The following is a 16,147-nucleotide window of genomic DNA, read 5'->3' on the forward strand; positions in this document are numbered from 1 at the left end:
GACGACATGGGCAACCTGCACGTCATCGATCATCCGCTGGTGCAACACAAGCTGACCCTGATGCGGCAGAAGGACGTGTCCACCAAAGGATTTCGCCAGTTGCTGAACGAGATCTCGATGCTGATGAGCTACGAGGTGCTGCGTGACATCCCGGTTCACGACATCGACATCGAGACGCCCCTGGAATCCACGACAGGAGCCGTGATCGACGGCAAGAAACTGGTATTCGTGTCCATTCTGCGGGCCGGAAGCGGCATCCTGGACGGCATGCTCAGCGTGATGCCCAACGCCCGCGTCGGCCATATCGGCCTCTACCGGGATCCCAAGACCCGCGTGGCCGTGGAGTATTACTTCAAGCTGCCCGGTGATCTGCAGGAACGCGACGTGGTGGTCGTCGATCCGATGCTGGCCACGGGCAATTCGGCGGTCGCGGCGATCGACCGCATCAAGGAATACGGGCCCAAATCCATCAAGTTCGTCTGTCTGCTGACCTGTCCGGAAGGCGTCGCCACGATGCACCAGGCACATCCGGACGTGCCCATCTACGCCGCGGCACTGGACCGGGAACTCGACGAGCAGGGCTACATCGTCCCCGGCGTCGGCGACGCGGGTGACCGCATCTTCGGAACCAAGTGATCGCACATCGCTGGGGCCTCGGCGCCTTCATCGCCGTCGAGGCCGTCTATCTGCTGATCTCGGCCGCGTTCGGTATCTTCGCGCCCCCGGGCCCGCCGCCGCCCTGGTTGATCACCCTGGCGATCGGGGTACCGACACTCGTCGCCGCGACTCTCGCCGTTGCCATCGCGAAATGGCGCGGCAACGGCCCCCGCATCGACTTTCGATGGCATTGGTCCTGGCGTGCCGCCGGTCTCGGGTTGGCGTTCGGCATCGGCGGCCTGTTCGTCACACTGCCCGCCGCGTTGCTGTACCAGGCGATCGTCGGACCTGACGCGACCTCCGCGGTCGGCGGCGTGTACGAGGGCGTTCGGACCGGCTGGCCGCTGGCGGTGGCCGTCCTGATCCTGGTCGCCTTCATCGCACCGATCTGCGAAGAGGTGGTGTACCGCGGACTGCTGTGGGGTGCGCTCGAGCAACGTTGGGGACGCATCGTCGCGGTAATCGCGTCCACCCTGGTGTTCGCGCTGGCCCACCTGGAACCCGAACGGGTCCCGCTGCTGCTCGTGGTCGCCATCCCAATTGCGTTGGCGCGGCTCTACTCCGGAAGCTTGTGGGGCGGCATCATCGCGCACCAGGTGACCAACCTGCTGCCGGGGCTCGTGATGATGTTCGGACTGCTGGGGATGATGCCGGACCGCTGAGGTACTACCTCTTGCGGTCGCGCACCTTGTACGTCGAGGGCCACGACATGCGGGATTCATCGCCCACCAACGGCGTCGCCGATCCACCGACCCGGACGTCGTAGGCTTCCTGCCCGGCGCCGACCTCGCGATTGGCGTGCTCCTGAGCCAGGTAGTAGAGCTGGTCGATCTCGGCCTCGGAGAACGCCACGAAGGTGGTTTTGCGCACGATGTCGTTCATTCCCGCCGTCATCCGGTCGGGCAGGACCCGCGAGGCCAGTGCCGCCAGCCCGAGCAGCGTGAACGGGATGACCCAGTAGCAGATGAACGACAGCGGTGTCCTGGTGTCCAGGATCGTTGCGTCGCCCTGCACGATCGGCGGGATCGACGAGGACACCGTCATTCCGGCGAACGCACCCACCCAGATCCAGGTCAGGATCTTCACGATCTGTTGGAACAGATCGCTTTCCACGACTCCAGGGGGTTGACCTGCCGCCGCGAATTCCAGTACGAACGGCTTGCCGATGAGCAGTCCGATCAGCGCCACCAGGAAGATCCCCGCATTGCTGAGTGGCTGCATCCAGCGCTCCATGACGTCCTGGCTCAGCACCAGGGTCAAGATCGTCAACACGACGAAGGTGGCAAGTGCACCGATCTCCAGGGTCCGCCCAGGTGCCCCGGAGACCCGGCTGATCGTGAATGTCGCGATGGCAGCGGCCAGCGCCACCAGCACGGCGACCAGAAACGGCACGTTGCCGACGAGAACCCAATAGATGATCCACGGCGCGAAGCCAAACAGGATGCCCACGAGCGCCTAGTCTAGGGGCTTACCGTTGCTCCGACGGCAACTACCCACCGCTCGACTGCTCGTCACTCGGCCGGGTATTGCGGCGCCACTCGGAGATCTTGCGGCCCATCGAGTCTGCCGCGCTCGTCGCGGCCTGCCCCACTCCGTCGACCACGCCGCCCAAGCCGTCCCGGATGCCCCGGATCAGCGGGTCGTTGGACTGGTCGAAACCGTCCTTGTAATGGCGTGCCGCCGCGCTGACGTCATCAGCCCAACTCGCGTTCCCATCCTCGGACCGCAGCGGATAGTTGCCTGCCATGATCGCGCCGTATCCGCCGGTATCGACCCACTTGGTCAGTGCCGCCGCCCGGAGCACCGAGAACGGATGCGTCTGCATCTCCAGGTTGAGCAGTTTGAGCACCCCGTCGCGCATGTCGCCGGTCGCGTCATAGTCACGGGCCTGGGCGAGGAACGCCTGCGAGTCGAGCTTGTCGAGGTGCCGGCCGGCCGCCAGCTTCAACTCGACCCGAATCGCCATGTCGAAGTCCTGTCCGCACAGCAGGCCGGCACGGTCCCCCGAAAGTTCGGATTTGCGTTGCCATTCCTGCAAGGCCGCGACGATCGCCCGCAGCGCCCAGCCACCGATCGGGATGAAGCCGAACGACGAGGCCAACCGCAGCAGGTGATGGAGCATCGTGCGGTAGACGGCATGGCCGCTGAGCGCATGCCCGAGCTCGTGACCGATCACGAAACGCATCTCGTCATGTGTCATCAGCTCGTACATGCCCGAGGTGATGACGATGAACGGGTCCTCCATGCCGATGCAGTACGCATTGGCTTCGGGCGACTGGATGATGAACATCTCCGGGCGTACCGGAGCATCGAGCACCTGCACGCACTCGTCGAGCAACGCGTCGAGGTCGGCGAACTGCCGCGGACCTACCCGAGCCGAACTGGCCAGGTACAGCAGCCGGTGCTTGCGTTCGCGCAACATCCCCGACAGCACCTTGAGGACCTGATCGAATCCCTTGAGCCGACGCAGGGCGGTCAGCGCGGTCCGGTCCGCTGGATGCTCCCAGGCACGGGAACTGATACCGGGAAATACGGTCCGCGTGGTCGCAGGTGTCTGGTCAGTCAATGCTGTGCGCCTTCCTCGTCGTCAGCTCAGAGCCTACGGAGGGTTGAGCCGCCTCGGACGCACAAGATCTCAGGTGTCAGGCGATGATGCGGACCAGATAGGGCGTCATCCCCTGCGCGCGCACCGGCGTGACCGCTACGGCGGGCTCGGTGCCCTGGATCATCTGGTTGTTGCCGAGATAGAGCGCCACACTCTGGGTGCCCTCAGGACCGTAGAAGATCAGGTCACCGGGCAATGCCTGCGCCGGAAGCACCTTCTGCCCGACCTTGTACTGCTCGCCGGATGACCGCGGCATCTTCACCCCGACTCCGCCGAAAGCGTACACGATCAGACCGGAGGCATCGAACCCGACCACATTTGCCGACGGGTCGGGCGCCAAGCCGAGACCCGGGGTCAGAACCGGAGCGACGGGAGCGGTCACCACGGGCGTCGACAGGCCCGGTGTCAGACCGCCGCCCGCAAGCGGCGGGGTGGCAGGAGCCAGGCCCGCGGCGGGCAGGGAGCGGGCGACACCACGGGTCGGCCCGTTCACATCGCCACCGCCGTAGCTGAAGGGCACACCGCGCTGTGACATCGCGCGGGCGATCACCAGATCGACATAGCGTTGGTTGCCGGTCGGGCGTTCGATCGGCGCGGCGCCGGCCAGTCCGGGAGCCGCTACCAGGAATGCCAGACCGAACAGCAGGGCAAAGGTACGTCTCATCGAACATCAACTCTCTCGACCACCGGAAGGCGACGCCGGCCGCTGGTCGCTGTCAGCCGGGTCAACCATTTGTACCGCTCGATGATCGGTTTGCCCAATTAGATTGGGGCACAGACTCGATCAGATGCAGGACCGTGACCCAACAGTTACCGGAACGGCCTTGGGCAGCCGTTGTGCAGGTGGCCTCGGCACCGCCTCGTGCGCCGCGCGCCGGGGTGACTGCCCTCCCGCTCGGCAAAGTATCGGTGGGAGATCCGGTTTGACTTCGTCCGGGGCGAAAAACGTTGTGGGGCAGGCTGGCCGAGAGGGCTCACCACGTTTGCGGATGACCTGACACCATGGTGGCATGCATTCCGACGCGCATCCTCAATCCTGGTCTTCCCGGCTCTGGGAACCGATCGAGCCGACATTCACCGCGATCCTCGCTCACCCGTTCCTGACCGGCCTGACCGACGGCAGCCTGGACGACGCGGCGTTCGCCCACTACGTGGCACAGGACGTCCACTATCTGCGCGACTATGCCCGCGCGTTGGCCATCGTCGCCGCCAAAGCCCCCACGCTGGCGGAGACCGCGATGTTCTCCCGGCACGCCGCCGAGGTCTTCGATGTCGAGTTGGGCCTACACAGCGAGCTGCTTCCCGAACTGGGCCTGGACATCGAGGCGTTGAACGCGACGCCGATCGCCCCGACCACACGCGCCTACACGAGTTATCTGCTGGCCGCTGCCTACAGCGGCACTTTCGCCGAGGGGTTGGCGGCGGTCCTGCCCTGTTACTGGATCTACGCCCGGGTCGGGGCGGCGTTGCTGGAACGCGGTTCGCCCGATCGGCGCTATCAGCGTTGGATCGACAGCTACGGGGGCGACGAGTTCGCCGCCACGGTTGCCGAGGTGCTCGAGCTGACCGATCGGCTGGAACCGACACTGGGCGGGGCGGACGAAGCCGCCGCACGAGCCCATTTCGAGGTCACCGCGAAATACGAATGGATGTTCTTCGACGCGGCATATCGCCGCGAGCAGTGGCCGATCTGAGCGCCGGCCGGTTCCTCACCGGCGCGGGGCGCGCCGGTGAGGAGTGGTGACGACGATCAGAGTGCGGCCAGCGCGGCGTCGTAGTCGGGTTCCTGAACGATCTCGGGCACCAGCTCGGTGTAGGCCACCTTGCCGTCGGCGCCGATGACGACGACGGCACGTCCCAGCAGACCGGCCATCGGGCCGTCGGACATGGTGACTCCGTAATCCTCACCGAAGCTGTCCCGGAAAGCCGACGCGGTGATGACGTTCTCGATGCCCTCGGCTCCGCAGAAACGGCTCAGCGCGAACGGGAGGTCCTTCGAGACGCACAAGACCGTGGCACCGGCGGCAGCGGCCCGTTCGTTGAAGGTGCGCACGCTGGCGGCGCAAATCCCGGTGTCCACCGACGGGAAGATGTTCAGCAGCACCGACTTGCCCGCGAACTGGTCGTTGGTGACGGCGCCGAGATCGGTACCGGTGACCGAGAAGCTCGGGGCGGAGCTACCGACTGCCGGCAGGTCGCCGACCGTGTTGATGGGGTTTCCTTTGAAGGTGATCTGTGCCATGGGGCACAGTCTGTCAAAACCGGATGCGGCGCGGGCGGGCCGGGGTGCGACGATGGTGGTGATGATCGATCTGCCCGAGCCGGTGCGCGCGATGGGCAGGCGGGGACCTCACTGGCAATCATGGGTCGATGGCCTGCCACGACTGATCCGGGCCCAGTTCGACGAATGGGGCCTGCACGCCGACGGGCCCGCCGATCACGGCTACTGCTCGATCGTCCTACCGGTACGCACCGACGAGGGTGTGCCCGCAGTCCTCAAGGCCGCGTTCCCGGATGACGAGTCCGAACACGAACACCTCGCGTTACGACGATGGGCGGGAGCCGGAGCGGTCCGGTTACTGCGGGCCGATCCGCACCGGCGGACGATGCTGCTGGAGCGTTTGCACCACCGAAATCTCAATGAGCTCTGGGATATTGAGGCGTGTGAGGTCGTCGCCGGGATCTACGACCGGATCCATGTACCGGCTCTGCCGCAGCTGCGGTCGCTGGCCGACTACACGTCCCGGTCGACAGCTGACCTGGCACGTCTCCCCCGCAACGCCCCGGTTCCACGACGACTCGTGGAACAGGCGATCACCCTCGGCAAGGAGCTGGCCGCGGATCCCGTGGCCACCGGCACCCTGATCCACGGTGATCTGCACTACGAGAACGTCCTGGCCGCCGACCGCGCGCCATGGCTGGTGATCGATCCCAAGCCGATGAACGGCGATCCGCACTACGAGATCGCGCCGATGCTGTGGAACCGGTGGGACGAGCTGGCGGGTTACGTTCGCGACGGGGTCCGGCGCAGGCTGTCGGCCCTGGTCGACGCCGCCGGCCTGGATGCCGACCGGGCCCGGGCCTGGGTCATCGTGCGGGTGATGCAGAACGCAATGTGGGAGCTGACCGAAACACCGGAACCCGACATCGACGAGCTGACGCGATGCGTGGCGATCGCCAAGGCCGTTCAGGACTGACGTTCAGGGCTGAGTCGTCAGATCACCTTGTACGTGAGGTCATAGAGTGCGCCCGCGCCGCTGAACTGCTGGGTGAGCTCGCCCCGACCCAACTCGTCTGAGCGGATGAATATCGAGCCCACGTCCTGCATCTCGTCGGTACGCACGTCCACCTCCCTCAACACGATCTCCAACTGGCCGTCGAACGGCAGCAGTCGGTCCAGATCCACCACATCCCCCTGGCACATCGACACAGCCTTGAACTGAAACCCGTCAGCCCTGCTGATACTGAGCTCGTCGGTCCCCGCGGAGTCCTGGGTCCGTACGGCCCGGAGTTCCGACAGCTTGGCGAACAACGACATGGCATCCTCCGTTGGATCTTCCCGCCAGCGGTAGCTGACCACGTCGATTCTCGAGTCGCCGCCACGCCGCACACATGCGTAGTGCGCTACTTGAATCTGTTCGGCGGAGGTTGCTGATCCCAGACCTGCGGCAAACCACCCGGGGTGACATCAGAGCAGTTCACGATGCGGAGATGGCACTCTGAAGGCGCTCGCGCCACCACGCCAGCCGGGCCGGGTCGGTGACCGCGTACCGCTCGAGTCGGTCGGGCTGCGGCGCGGGCGGCATCGGCGCCACCGGCAGGTAGCCATCGACAGTGACCAGAGATCGCGAATCCGCGACGACATCGCCGGCGAGGAATCCCCTGGTTCCCAATTCACACGCGAACGCCAACTCGGGTAACGCCCCCGCCAGCGCGAGCCCCGCCCCGAGTCCGATCGTCGTCTCGAGCGTCGAGGTGACCACACACGGCAACCCGCACGACTCGGCAACCCGCAACGCGCGCCTGGCCCCACCCAGCGGACCGGTGGCGAGCACGGCGATGTCGGCGGCCTCGCCGAGGAGTAGGCCCATCGGATCGTCGGATTCGCGGAGCGACTCGCCGACCGCGACAGGCACCTCGACCCTTCTCCTGACCTGCGCCAACTCGTCGACCGTAGGGCACGGCTGGGTGACGAACTCCAATCCACCGGCCACCCGATCGAGTGCACCGATCGAGGCGACCGCGGTGTCCGGATCCCACCGGCCCTTGGCGTCGCACCGCAGGACACCGCCCGCCCCGAGCCCGTCGCGCACGGCACGGACCCGCTCAAGGTCCTCGGCCAATCCCCCGACACCCACTTCGACCGCCGCGGTCCGACAACCCGATGCGGCAGCAATCTCACGCGCCCGTACGGCGTCCACGGCAGGAATCGTGATCGCGATGGGAACTCGGCCACGCACCGGATCGGGCCAGCCGACGGTTCCCGGCTCGGTGGCTGACGTGAGCCAGCGGCCCAGCGCGGTCTCGTGCGGCAGCGGGCTGAACTCCCCCCACCCCTGCGGGCCTTCGATCAGTATTCCCTCGCGAACGGTGAGCCCACCGACCGGCTCGATGGTCGGGATGGCGAAAACCGGCGCACGGTCGAAGTCGATGAGGGTCTGCACAACCACGTGACGCTAGCGGACCGAACCGGGCGTGGGCAGACAACCCGCGGCTTAGACTGCGCCCGTAGGTCCGAAAGAGGTGCAGCTCATGAGGAGACAACCAATGACGAGCGCAGTGTGGCGCGGGGTGTTCACCGTGGTGTCGGCCGCGGTGCTGTCGGCCGGGTCGATGGCGGTGGCCACGATCGTGACGCCGGCCCCGAGCTCGGCCTGCCCGCCCGGGGAAACCGGCGTCACCAACGGTTGTTCGCCTTTCTGCATACCGGGCCGACAGCTCGACACCGCGACCGGGCTGTGCCTGCCGGTGCCGCCCTCACCGCCGGCACCGAATGGCGTTGCGACACCGCTTTTCTAAGCCGATACTCTGGGCGACATGGCGCAGGTACTGACGGTCAACGTGGCCCATCCACGACCCAACACGGCCGAGGGCCGCGCAGTCACCGGCATCGACAAGCGTCCGGTCGACGGGGCGGTCGCGGTACGCGCGCCCGGCCCGATGCACGGCGGACTCGGCAGCGGGCTCGTCGGCGACACGATCGGCGACCAACAGTTCCACGGCGGCGACGATCAGGCGGTGTACGCCTACGCCCGCGAGGACCTCGACAGCTGGCAGACCGACCTGGACCGGGAGATCGCCAACGGTGTGTTCGGCGAGAACCTGACGACCGCGGGCGTCGATGTCACCAACGCCGTCATCGGTGAAAGGTGGCGGGTCGGTTCTCACGGGCTCGAGCTCGAGGTGTCCCGGCCCCGCATCCCCTGCCGGACGTTCGCAAACTGGCTGCAGATCAACGGATGGGTGAAAACCTTTACCAGGACGGCGATCCCGGGTGCGTATCTGCGGCTGGTCACGCCTGGACCGGTATCTGCCGGCGACGAGATCGTGGTGACCGATCGGCCCGACCATGACATCACCGTCGGCTTCGTGTTCCGGGCACTGACCCTGGAGCCACAGCATCTGCCCGCGATCCTGCAGGCTCCTGCCCTGCCGGAACCCCTGCGGGAACTCGCCGAACGCCGCACCGCCTCCAGCTGATCGGCCGGGGTCTGCCTGTGGGGCAGGCTATTCCGGCCACTTGTTGGCGAGGATCACCTCGACGAAGTCTTCCCGCACGAAAGTGTCGTCGAAGTGGGCCAGCACGTCGGCGTTGACGGTGCCGAAGGTCGACCCGGGACGCTGCTGTACCCCGTCGGTGAATGCCTGCAGGATGCGGTTCTTGAAGTCGGGCCGCGGATGCGCCGCGGTGACGGCACTCAGATCGTCCGGTGTCAGGTTGTCGAGGCCGATCCCGAGCACATCGGTTTCGACGCCGGCGGTCACCAGGGCGATCTCAGGCTCGAGGAACTCGGGCACCCCCGGCGTGGTGTGCAGCGCGATGCCCAGCCACACCTTGCGCGCGGCGGCCTCGTCGACCCCGCGCTGCAACAGGAAGTCCCGTGCGGCGTTGGCGCCGTCGACCTCGAAGCGCAATTGTGATGACGTGCGGTAGCCGTCGGTCAACCCGATGTCGTGGAACATCGCGCCGACGTACAGCAGCTCAAGGTCTGGCTGCAGGCCTCTGCGCAGGCCTTGCAGCGCGCCGAAGTAGAACACCCGGCGGGAGTGATGGAACAGCAGGTCGTCTTCGACATCGCGGATGTACTCGGTGGCCTCGCGCACCAACGCGGTATCCGGCAGTTCGATCCCGGCGATGTTGCCGGTCAATGATGTGGTCATGGGTGTCTCCTTCAGACTCGAATCAATGGGTGGGCGGGTTCAGGTGATAGCGGGTCACGATGTCGTCGAACCATTCCGGCACCCCGTAGGTGAGGCCGTACCGGTTCGAGAGTTCGATGAACTCGGCGGTGGTGTGCAGGGGTGGGCTGTCCGGCCCGGGTTCACCGGCTGCGGTCAGTAGCTCACCGAGTTCGCGGAAGTAGTTCTCGAAACCGTTTCCCGGCGTGATGACTTCGATGATGCGACCAGGCGTCGAACCCGCGTTCCACATGGCGTGCATCTGCCCGCGCGGCTTCGTGATGTAACCGCCCGGTCCCAGAACCACTTCACTGTCATCCGAACGGAACCCGATCTCACCGGACAACACGATCGAGTGTTCGTCCTCGTTGGTGTGGCGGTGCGCCGCGGTGATCATGCCGACCGCGAAGGGATGCTCGACAATCGAGACCAGGCCCCCGGTGGTACGGCCGGTGAGCTTGAAAACCGCGCCGAAGCCAGGGATTTCAGCCGTATCCCCGGCCCCGGGCTGGACCACTGTGACGGTTGCACCTGCGGTGGATGACATGTGAACCTCCTTGTCGGCGTGCAACCAGTCTGCGCCGCGGCCCAGTTCCCCGAACATGTCCGATCCGCCATCTTTCCCACAAAAAGCGACACAATGGCTACATGGCACAGGTTGGGGAGCCACGGGAGATCGTGATCGCCGTCTTCGACGGGATGAAACTGCTGGATGCCGCCGGGCCCGCCGAAGTCTTCGCCGAGGCCAACCGGTTCGGCGCCGACTACCGACTGCGGTTCGCCTCGGTCGACGGCGCCGACGTCCTCACCTCGATCGGCACGAGATTCGCGGTGACCGATCGAATCGCGGAGATCGACCGCGTGGACACCGTATTGGTCTCCGGCGGAGACAATCTCGTGGGCCGGCCGATCGATCCGAACCTGGTGGCAGCACTGCGAGAGGTGCCCACTCGAGCCCGGCGGCTCGCGTCGATCTGCACCGGGTCCTTCATCCTCGCCGAGGCCGGCCTGCTCGACGGCCGCCGGGCCACCACGCACTGGCGGCACGCACGGCTGCTGGCGCGTGCCTATCCCACGATCTCGGTCGAACCCGACGCCATCTTTGTCCGGGACGGGGCCGTCTACACGTCGGCGGGCGTATCGGCGGGCATCGATCTGGCCTTGGCGCTGGTGGAGTCGGACTACGGTGCCGAACTGGTGCGCGACGTCGCCCGGTCACTGGTCGTGTATCTCAAGCGAGCCGGCGGCCAGTCACAGTTCTCGACGCTGGTCGAGTCCGACGCGCCGGCAGAGTCGGCGCTGCGACAGGTCACCGATGCGATCGCGGCCGACCCGACGGCCGACCACAGCGTGAAAAGCCTTGCGGCACTGGCTTCGTTGAGTACCCGACAGCTGACCCGGCTGTTTCAAGCCGAGCTGGGCACCACACCGGCGCGCTACGTCGAAACTGTGCGGATCGATGTCGCCCGAGCAGCCCTCGACGCGGGACGACAGGTGGGAGAAACCGCCCGCCTGGCCGGTTTCGGGAGCGCCGAGACCCTACGACGAGTGTTCGTCAACCACCTCGGGGTGTCACCACGGGCTTACCGCGACCGCTTCCGCACCACCTCCCGCGGCTGAGCTCCACGCTCAGACCCAGCGCGGAAGTTCCTTGCCGATCAGCGGCGCGATCTTGTCCGCCATGTAGGCGTGGCCGGCGTCGGTCGGGTGGATGCCGTCCGCCCCGATCAGCTCCGGGTTGTCGAAGAACCAGCGCTCGGCGATCGGATCGACGAACATGGCCCCCACCTGCCGGGCCTGATCGCGCAAGATGTCGCGGACGCCGAGCAGATTCGGCGGTACATCGGCGTTCACCCATGGCGGCCCGATCACCAGCATCCGGGCGGTGGGAGCGGCCTGCCGCGCCATCGTCAGCGCATCGTGGCTCAACCGCGTCACCGCACCCAGGTCAGCATCCTTGTCGTTACGTGAGCCGAAGAAAACGATCAACGCGTCGTCAGGTTGCACCGCCCGTGGCGTCAGGTCGGCGAAGACGCTGCCACGGTTACCACGCGCCTCATAGCCTGCGCCCCCTTCGGCCACCACATCGGCGTCGACCTGCACACCGCGCTGTGCCAATTTCTGCCAGGCCAGCGGAGCCCAGTTCCTCGGCCCCATGCCACCCTCGGCGGGCATGCCAGTGGTGTAGGAGTCTCCGATCACCGCGATGTGGCTGATCTGGGGATCCAGGCCGGAGGTGACAAAGCGCCGCTGAGGGGCCTGCGCAAACAGCCCCACCAGGAGGGCGAGCGAGACGATGAAAGTGGTCAGACGACTCACTGCAACCTCCACTGCCGGCGAGACTCAATTCGTCCCGGACCGCGATACCGAGACAGCCTAAGGTGTGAACCTGGGCCGTAGATAGGCGGCTGGTGACACAGCGATAACAAGGGCATAACAACCTGTCGCGCAGCGGGTTTGGATGGTTACAACGGTCAGCCCGCGCGGGCTGGAACCTCGTCGGACCGGTCTGCGGACTCCGTGTCGATCCGGTGCAGTTTCGTGTTCGGCGGGTCGACCGGCCGGATGTCGACCATCCGGCGCATCCAGCGCCTGGCAGGCTCCTCCACGAGGTGATACAGCGCGATCGCGCCGATCACCGAGATCGCGAACAGGCCGAGCAGCGTCGCCTTACCCGAGAGCGTGGGTGTCAGGGTCAGCTCGAATTGCCGGGTGGTCCAGATCCAGGCGGTATGGACCAACTCGTGCACCATGTACAGGCCGAACGAGATCTGTCCGCCGTAGACCAGAAGTCGGGTGGACAACAATGCCGGCAGGCTGCCGACGCCGACCGCCAGAGCGACCACCTGCGGGACGAAGAGAATGTCGACCATGCCGCCGGCATCGCCGACGGTGTTCAACGGGTGCTTGTCGAAGAAGTACAGTCCGCCGACGATGGCGGCGCCCAACAGGATCGAGAGATAGCCGGCACCCTTCTGGGTCCGGTCTGTCAGATGAAGCTTGCGCACCGCCGCACATGCCAGTGCGCCGGCGGTGAACTGCATGACGATGCGGGGCAGCCAACTCCACGGGGTGTAGAAGTGGCCGGTGGCCATCAACAGCACGACCGGTGGGACCGCCGCGGCGATGGCCAGTAGGACCAGACTCCGCGCCCGGGTCGCGCGGGCGATCCGGAAGATGACCAGGATCAGCGCACCGAACAGCAGATAGGCCAGCCACTCGGCGCTGATCGACCATGCCGGTCCGTCCCAGCTCGAACCGTCGAAGTAGGGCTCGAACCACAGTTGGACCAGGAACAGCTGCCGCACATAGCTGACGGCGTTGTAACCGCTCGTGTCCTCGGGCGGGATATGCCCGACGTTGAGGGTGAAGATCAGCCACAGCGCGGCCAGATGCAGCGTGACGAGGTACACCGGCCACACCCGCGACAACCGCAACCACAGGAAGTGCAAGGTGGCCCGGGTGGACCAGGTGGGGCCCATCCGGTCGATGTAGTTCCAGGTCAGGACGAATCCGCTGAGGATGAAGAACAGGTCGACGCCCTGGGCGCCGCGGTCCAGTACGGGGGCGAGGGCCTTGGTGACATCGGGTGCTACCTCGTAGAGCAGGGGCCGGAAGTGGAACAGGACCACCCACACGGCTGCAACGATGCGCAGTCCCGTCAGGGCCTTGATCTCTGCGCCGCGCACAACACCCTTTTCCGTATCCACTGGCCTGATTCGTCACGTTCCCGCCGCGGCTGGCCGGGCGGATCGGCCCGCGATTCGCGCAACCGGCAGCTCTCGCAGACTAGCAGCGCGCCTTTGCAGGTCGCGCTTGCCGCGCGGTGTAACCGTGCCGGGTGCCCCGTCGAGGTGCACGAACACCGGCTCGGGTGATCTTGTGCAGCAAAGCATTTGCCGACGTCGCCGCCCCAGCGGATCCTCGTGGCCTGCGCCGACCCGGCGTGTCCGATTCCTGGCAGTCCGCCCGGTACGCCGATAGGCTCGAGTCACGTGATCTCTCGGGGAGGTTTGAGATGACCAGCACGCTCGGCCGCTGCGCCGCAGGCATCGGCGCGGTACTCGCGCCGTTCGGTCTGATGGCAGTGGTTACGGTCGCCGCACCGGCAGTCAGCTGGGCCGACTGTGCGGCCGGAGAATGGTGGGACCCGGTGGCGAATGTGTGCCACCCGCCGGTCGTGCCACTGGGATGTGAGAACGGCGCCTGGTGGGACCCGGTGGCCAACACCTGTCGCCCGCCGGTCGCGCCGCCGCCGCCGATGTGCGACAACGGCTGGTGGTGGGACCCGGTCGGCAATGCCTGCCGGCCGCCGCTGATCCCGCCCGGCTGATCACTGCGCCGCGAGCAGTCAGGGCATCGGGACCGACGATCCGTCGTAATTGCGGGCGTTGTTGTTCAGGGTGTCCATCCACGCGCGCAGCTTGGCGCCGCCGACCAAGGCCGGGATGGTGCCGTTGGCCGGGGTGTCGGGGGCGGCGTCGGTTGGCTGCCACGGCTGGCAACCACTCGTCTTGAACGCCTTGTCGGTCGCCTCGATCGTGATGACCTGCGGCTTCTTCGTGAATGCGTTGTCGATGATGTCGCCGCCGTGCAGATCCGCCATTCGCTTCCAGTAGCAGGTGCCACCCTCGACCGGCCCGGCCGAGGCGTAGTTACCCGGCTGGATATCGGTACCGACCATGAACAGGCCGTCGTGGTCGATCGCCGTTCCGGCCGCGGGGGCAGCTGCGGCCGCCGGGGCCGCGGGGCCGGCCGGCGCCGCGTCGACGGGACCGGGGGGCGGGCCCGGCGCGGGCACGGGCCCCGGCGCGGGACCTGGAGCCGGGACGACCGGATCGGCGCTGGCGATGCCAGTGAACGCCCCGCCTGCAGATACCACCAGGGCGGCAGCGAGGATCACGGCTTTCATCGGCTTCATGAAAACCCAGGGTACCGGCTACAGCGCAGTGGTCTGGTGCCCTTGGGTCGAGGTCTGCTGCGACAAATCCCGTCGGCGTGATCTGTGGCACGCTCGCGGTGTGGAGCCTGCAAGTCCCGATCCCGATGCACCCCACCTGGCCGATGTGGTCCCCTCCGTGCTCGCTGCGATGGGCGCGCCCGGGTTCGACGCGCGGATCGCCTGGCCCGGCCCGATCCGCGGAGCCTGCGTTCTGCTGATCGACGGACTCGGCGCCGAACTGCTCGCCGCCCATGCCGCCGACGCACCCGTACTCACCGCCATGTCAGATGCCGCCAACCGGACCCTGCACGTCGGGTTCCCGTCCACCACGGCAGCGGGGCTGGCGGCGATCGGTACCGGATACCGCTCGGGTGAACACGGATTTGTCGGCTACTCGTTCCGGGTTCCCGAAGCCGGCCCGGAATTCGACGTGATGAACGCGCTGAGGTGGCGCCCGCATCCGTGGGGGCCTGATCTTCGCGACCGCGTGGTGCCCGAGCAGATCCAACCGCTGCCCACCACGTTCGAACGGGCCGGGGCGGCCGGATTTGAGGTCTCGGTCGTGTCCGGCGCCGAGCACGCCGGTTCCGGCCTGACCCGGGCGCTGCTGCGCGGCGGACGCTACGTCGGCGTGCACGCTCTCGGCGATCTCGCCGCCGAGAGCATCGCGGCAGTCGCAGGCAGCGGCTTCTGTTACGGCTACCACGCCGACCTCGACCTGGTGGGCCACCTGCACGGACCCGGGTCCCCTGCCTGGCGGATGCAGTTGCGCCAGGTCGACCGCCTGGTGGAGTCGGTGCTGGAAGCTCTGCCGTCGGAATGCCTGCTGACGGTGGTGGCCGACCACGGAATGGTCGCCGTGGATCCAGCGGCGGCGATCGACATCGACGAGTGCGAACCGCTTCGCGACGGGGTGGTCGCGGTGGGTGGTGAAGCCCGCGCCCGGCACGTCTACACCGCCGCGGGCGCGGCCGACGACGTTCTCACCGCATGGCGGACCACCCTGGCGGATTCGGCGTGGGTGATGTCGCGGGACGAGGCCATCGGAGCGGGCTGGTTCGGCCCTCGGGTACGTGACGACGTCCGTTCCCGCATCGGCGATGTGGTCGCCGCCGCGCGCAGCTCAGCCGCGTTGCTGAGACGCCGAGTCGAACCCCTGGAGTCGGCATTGATCGGCCATCACGGTTCGCTGACGAGCGCCGAGCAATATGTCCCGCTGCTGTCGGCGATCGGCTGAACCAACCACGCACCCGAAACAGGCTTAGATGGGCTAAGATTCACCGCATGAAGCTTGCAGGGCTGGCAGTGATCGGTGCCGCGGCGGCAATTGCCTTCGCCGCTCCCGCACATGCCGAGATTGATACTGATTTCGCCAATGAGCTGCACACCTTCGGTATCTACGGGCAGCGGGACTACAACGCCTGGATCGCCAAGATCATGTGCAAGCGGCTGCACAACGGCGTCGACCACACCGCCCAGGACTCGGTCGGTTTCGTGAAGAAGCAACTGGCCAAGGACAGCACCGACGCCCAGTCGTGGCAGTT

21 protein-coding genes are annotated in these 16,147 nt (G+C 66.7%); 10 read left to right on the top strand and 11 right to left on the bottom strand.

All coding sequences use genetic code 11. The features are described 5' to 3' along the window. Nucleotides 1-6 precede the first annotated feature (6 nt). Both upp and AB0876_RS32830 read left to right on the top strand, forming a co-directional pair. On the top strand, nucleotides 7-636 hold the full coding sequence (gene upp, locus AB0876_RS32825) for a uracil phosphoribosyltransferase (protein WP_491841679.1): 630 nt from the start codon (nucleotides 7-9) through the stop codon (nucleotides 634-636). Continuing rightward, nucleotides 633-1,319 carry a CPBP family intramembrane glutamic endopeptidase gene (locus tag AB0876_RS32830; RefSeq protein WP_491841680.1) on the top strand — a complete coding sequence of 229 codons (687 nt, stop codon included), beginning with the start codon at nucleotides 633-635 and terminating at the stop codon, nucleotides 1,317-1,319. The genes upp and AB0876_RS32830 overlap by 4 nt, the downstream gene beginning before the upstream one ends. 4 nt (nucleotides 1,320-1,323) lie before the next feature. On the opposite strand, the gene AB0876_RS32835 is transcribed toward AB0876_RS32830, so the two are convergent. From AB0876_RS32835 to ripD, 3 genes are all read right to left on the bottom strand, one after another. Further along, entirely contained in the window at nucleotides 1,324-2,106 is a 783-nt protein-coding gene (locus tag AB0876_RS32835) for a hypothetical protein (RefSeq protein ID WP_491841681.1), read from the bottom strand. 40 nt (nucleotides 2,107-2,146) lie between these two features. Further along, nucleotides 2,147-3,223, bottom strand: a complete 1,077-nt coding sequence (locus AB0876_RS32840; RefSeq protein WP_491841682.1) for a M48 family metallopeptidase — start codon at nucleotides 3,221-3,223, stop codon at nucleotides 2,147-2,149. Nucleotides 3,224-3,299: 76 nt separating this feature from the next. Further along, complete coding sequence (gene ripD, locus AB0876_RS32845; RefSeq protein ID WP_055114331.1) at nucleotides 3,300-3,926, bottom strand: NlpC/P60 family peptidoglycan-binding protein RipD; 627 nt, start codon at nucleotides 3,924-3,926, stop codon at nucleotides 3,300-3,302. Nucleotides 3,927-4,272: 346 nt separating this feature from the next. On the opposite strand from ripD, the gene tenA reads away from it, so the two are divergent. Continuing rightward, nucleotides 4,273-4,956 carry a thiaminase II gene (tenA, locus tag AB0876_RS32850; RefSeq protein WP_526044090.1) on the top strand — a complete coding sequence of 228 codons (684 nt, stop codon included), beginning with the start codon at nucleotides 4,273-4,275 and terminating at the stop codon, nucleotides 4,954-4,956. A 56-nt stretch (nucleotides 4,957-5,012) separates the two neighbouring features. Here the strand turns inward: tenA and tpx are convergent, their stop codons facing one another. Further along, nucleotides 5,013-5,504, bottom strand: coding sequence for a thiol peroxidase (tpx, locus tag AB0876_RS32855; RefSeq protein ID WP_055114335.1), 492 nt, complete (start codon nucleotides 5,502-5,504; stop codon nucleotides 5,013-5,015). Nucleotides 5,505-5,565: 61 nt separating this feature from the next. On the opposite strand from tpx, the gene AB0876_RS32860 reads away from it, so the two are divergent. Next, on the top strand, nucleotides 5,566-6,459 hold the full coding sequence (locus AB0876_RS32860) for an aminoglycoside phosphotransferase family protein (RefSeq protein WP_526044101.1): 894 nt from the start codon (nucleotides 5,566-5,568) through the stop codon (nucleotides 6,457-6,459). A 17-nt stretch (nucleotides 6,460-6,476) separates the two neighbouring features. Here the strand turns inward: AB0876_RS32860 and AB0876_RS32865 are convergent, their stop codons facing one another. After that, a complete protein-coding gene (locus AB0876_RS32865) occupies nucleotides 6,477-6,800 on the bottom strand; it encodes a hypothetical protein (RefSeq protein ID WP_133058745.1) in 324 nt (107 codons plus the stop codon). A gap of 160 nt (nucleotides 6,801-6,960) precedes the next feature. Next, on the bottom strand, nucleotides 6,961-7,926 hold the full coding sequence (locus AB0876_RS32870; RefSeq protein WP_526044091.1) for an o-succinylbenzoate synthase: 966 nt from the start codon (nucleotides 7,924-7,926) through the stop codon (nucleotides 6,961-6,963). 103 nt (nucleotides 7,927-8,029) lie between these two features. Between AB0876_RS32870 and AB0876_RS32875 the strand changes: the two genes are divergently transcribed. Both AB0876_RS32875 and AB0876_RS32880 read left to right on the top strand, forming a co-directional pair. After that, complete coding sequence (locus AB0876_RS32875; RefSeq protein ID WP_526044092.1) at nucleotides 8,030-8,281, top strand: hypothetical protein; 252 nt, start codon at nucleotides 8,030-8,032, stop codon at nucleotides 8,279-8,281. 18 nt (nucleotides 8,282-8,299) lie between these two features. After that, nucleotides 8,300-8,962, top strand: a complete 663-nt coding sequence (locus tag AB0876_RS32880) for an MOSC domain-containing protein (RefSeq protein WP_526044093.1) — start codon at nucleotides 8,300-8,302, stop codon at nucleotides 8,960-8,962. Nucleotides 8,963-8,989: 27 nt separating this feature from the next. On the opposite strand, the gene AB0876_RS32885 is transcribed toward AB0876_RS32880, so the two are convergent. Together AB0876_RS32885 and AB0876_RS32890 are read right to left on the bottom strand one after the other, a co-directional pair. Beyond that, nucleotides 8,990-9,643: an HD domain-containing protein gene (locus AB0876_RS32885; protein WP_526044094.1), complete on the bottom strand. Its 654-nt coding sequence runs from the start codon at nucleotides 9,641-9,643 to the stop codon at nucleotides 8,990-8,992. Between the two features lie 22 nt (nucleotides 9,644-9,665). After that, complete coding sequence (locus AB0876_RS32890) at nucleotides 9,666-10,208, bottom strand: cupin domain-containing protein (RefSeq protein WP_526044095.1); 543 nt, start codon at nucleotides 10,206-10,208, stop codon at nucleotides 9,666-9,668. A gap of 101 nt (nucleotides 10,209-10,309) precedes the next feature. Between AB0876_RS32890 and AB0876_RS32895 the strand changes: the two genes are divergently transcribed. Next, a complete protein-coding gene (locus AB0876_RS32895; protein ID WP_491841688.1) occupies nucleotides 10,310-11,281 on the top strand; it encodes a GlxA family transcriptional regulator in 972 nt (323 codons plus the stop codon). A gap of 9 nt (nucleotides 11,282-11,290) precedes the next feature. Here AB0876_RS32895 and AB0876_RS32900 read toward each other — a convergent pair whose 3' ends face one another. Together AB0876_RS32900 and AB0876_RS32905 are read right to left on the bottom strand one after the other, a co-directional pair. After that, a complete protein-coding gene (locus tag AB0876_RS32900; protein WP_055114347.1) occupies nucleotides 11,291-11,980 on the bottom strand; it encodes an Rv0518 family GDSL lipase in 690 nt (229 codons plus the stop codon). 155 nt (nucleotides 11,981-12,135) lie between these two features. After that, nucleotides 12,136-13,350 carry an acyltransferase family protein gene (locus AB0876_RS32905; RefSeq protein ID WP_491841697.1) on the bottom strand — a complete coding sequence of 405 codons (1,215 nt, stop codon included), beginning with the start codon at nucleotides 13,348-13,350 and terminating at the stop codon, nucleotides 12,136-12,138. Nucleotides 13,351-13,679: 329 nt separating this feature from the next. Between AB0876_RS32905 and AB0876_RS32910 the strand changes: the two genes are divergently transcribed. Further along, entirely contained in the window at nucleotides 13,680-13,994 is a 315-nt protein-coding gene (locus tag AB0876_RS32910) for a hypothetical protein (RefSeq protein ID WP_526044096.1), read from the top strand. 18 nt (nucleotides 13,995-14,012) lie between these two features. Here AB0876_RS32910 and AB0876_RS32915 read toward each other — a convergent pair whose 3' ends face one another. After that, nucleotides 14,013-14,582, bottom strand: coding sequence for an Rv1352/Rv1906c domain-containing protein (locus tag AB0876_RS32915; RefSeq protein WP_491841690.1), 570 nt, complete (start codon nucleotides 14,580-14,582; stop codon nucleotides 14,013-14,015). A gap of 100 nt (nucleotides 14,583-14,682) precedes the next feature. On the opposite strand from AB0876_RS32915, the gene AB0876_RS32920 reads away from it, so the two are divergent. After that, complete coding sequence (locus AB0876_RS32920; protein WP_526044097.1) at nucleotides 14,683-15,840, top strand: alkaline phosphatase family protein; 1,158 nt, start codon at nucleotides 14,683-14,685, stop codon at nucleotides 15,838-15,840. Between the two features lie 47 nt (nucleotides 15,841-15,887). Then, the coding region (locus AB0876_RS32925; RefSeq protein WP_526044098.1) for a DUF732 domain-containing protein at nucleotides 15,888-16,147 on the top strand (260 nt) is incomplete at its 3' end.

The sequence above is a fragment of the Mycobacterium sp. NPDC049093 genome, assembly GCF_040704635.1.
GTDB lineage: Bacteria > Actinomycetota > Actinomycetes > Mycobacteriales > Mycobacteriaceae > Mycobacterium.

What these genes read in the sequence shown, in the direction of transcription:
- upp (WP_491841679.1), top strand. Translation starts at nt 7, where the DNA reads ATGGGCAACCTGCACGTCATCGATCATCCGCTGGTGCAACACAAGCTG.
- ripD (WP_055114331.1), bottom strand. Translation starts at nt 3,926, where the DNA reads ATGAGACGTACCTTTGCCCTGCTGTTCGGTCTGGCATTCCTGGTAGCG.
- tenA (WP_526044090.1), top strand. Translation starts at nt 4,273, where the DNA reads ATGCATTCCGACGCGCATCCTCAATCCTGGTCTTCCCGGCTCTGGGAA.
- tpx (WP_055114335.1), bottom strand. Translation starts at nt 5,504, where the DNA reads ATGGCACAGATCACCTTCAAAGGAAACCCCATCAACACGGTCGGCGAC.
- AB0876_RS32860 (WP_526044101.1), top strand. Translation starts at nt 5,566, where the DNA reads ATGATCGATCTGCCCGAGCCGGTGCGCGCGATGGGCAGGCGGGGACCT.
- AB0876_RS32865 (WP_133058745.1), bottom strand. Translation starts at nt 6,800, where the DNA reads ATGTCGTTGTTCGCCAAGCTGTCGGAACTCCGGGCCGTACGGACCCAG.
- AB0876_RS32875 (WP_526044092.1), top strand. Translation starts at nt 8,030, where the DNA reads ATGACGAGCGCAGTGTGGCGCGGGGTGTTCACCGTGGTGTCGGCCGCG.
- AB0876_RS32880 (WP_526044093.1), top strand. Translation starts at nt 8,300, where the DNA reads ATGGCGCAGGTACTGACGGTCAACGTGGCCCATCCACGACCCAACACG.
- AB0876_RS32885 (WP_526044094.1), bottom strand. Translation starts at nt 9,643, where the DNA reads ATGACCACATCATTGACCGGCAACATCGCCGGGATCGAACTGCCGGAT.
- AB0876_RS32890 (WP_526044095.1), bottom strand. Translation starts at nt 10,208, where the DNA reads ATGTCATCCACCGCAGGTGCAACCGTCACAGTGGTCCAGCCCGGGGCC.
- AB0876_RS32895 (WP_491841688.1), top strand. Translation starts at nt 10,310, where the DNA reads ATGGCACAGGTTGGGGAGCCACGGGAGATCGTGATCGCCGTCTTCGAC.
- AB0876_RS32910 (WP_526044096.1), top strand. Translation starts at nt 13,680, where the DNA reads ATGACCAGCACGCTCGGCCGCTGCGCCGCAGGCATCGGCGCGGTACTC.
- AB0876_RS32915 (WP_491841690.1), bottom strand. Translation starts at nt 14,582, where the DNA reads ATGAAGCCGATGAAAGCCGTGATCCTCGCTGCCGCCCTGGTGGTATCT.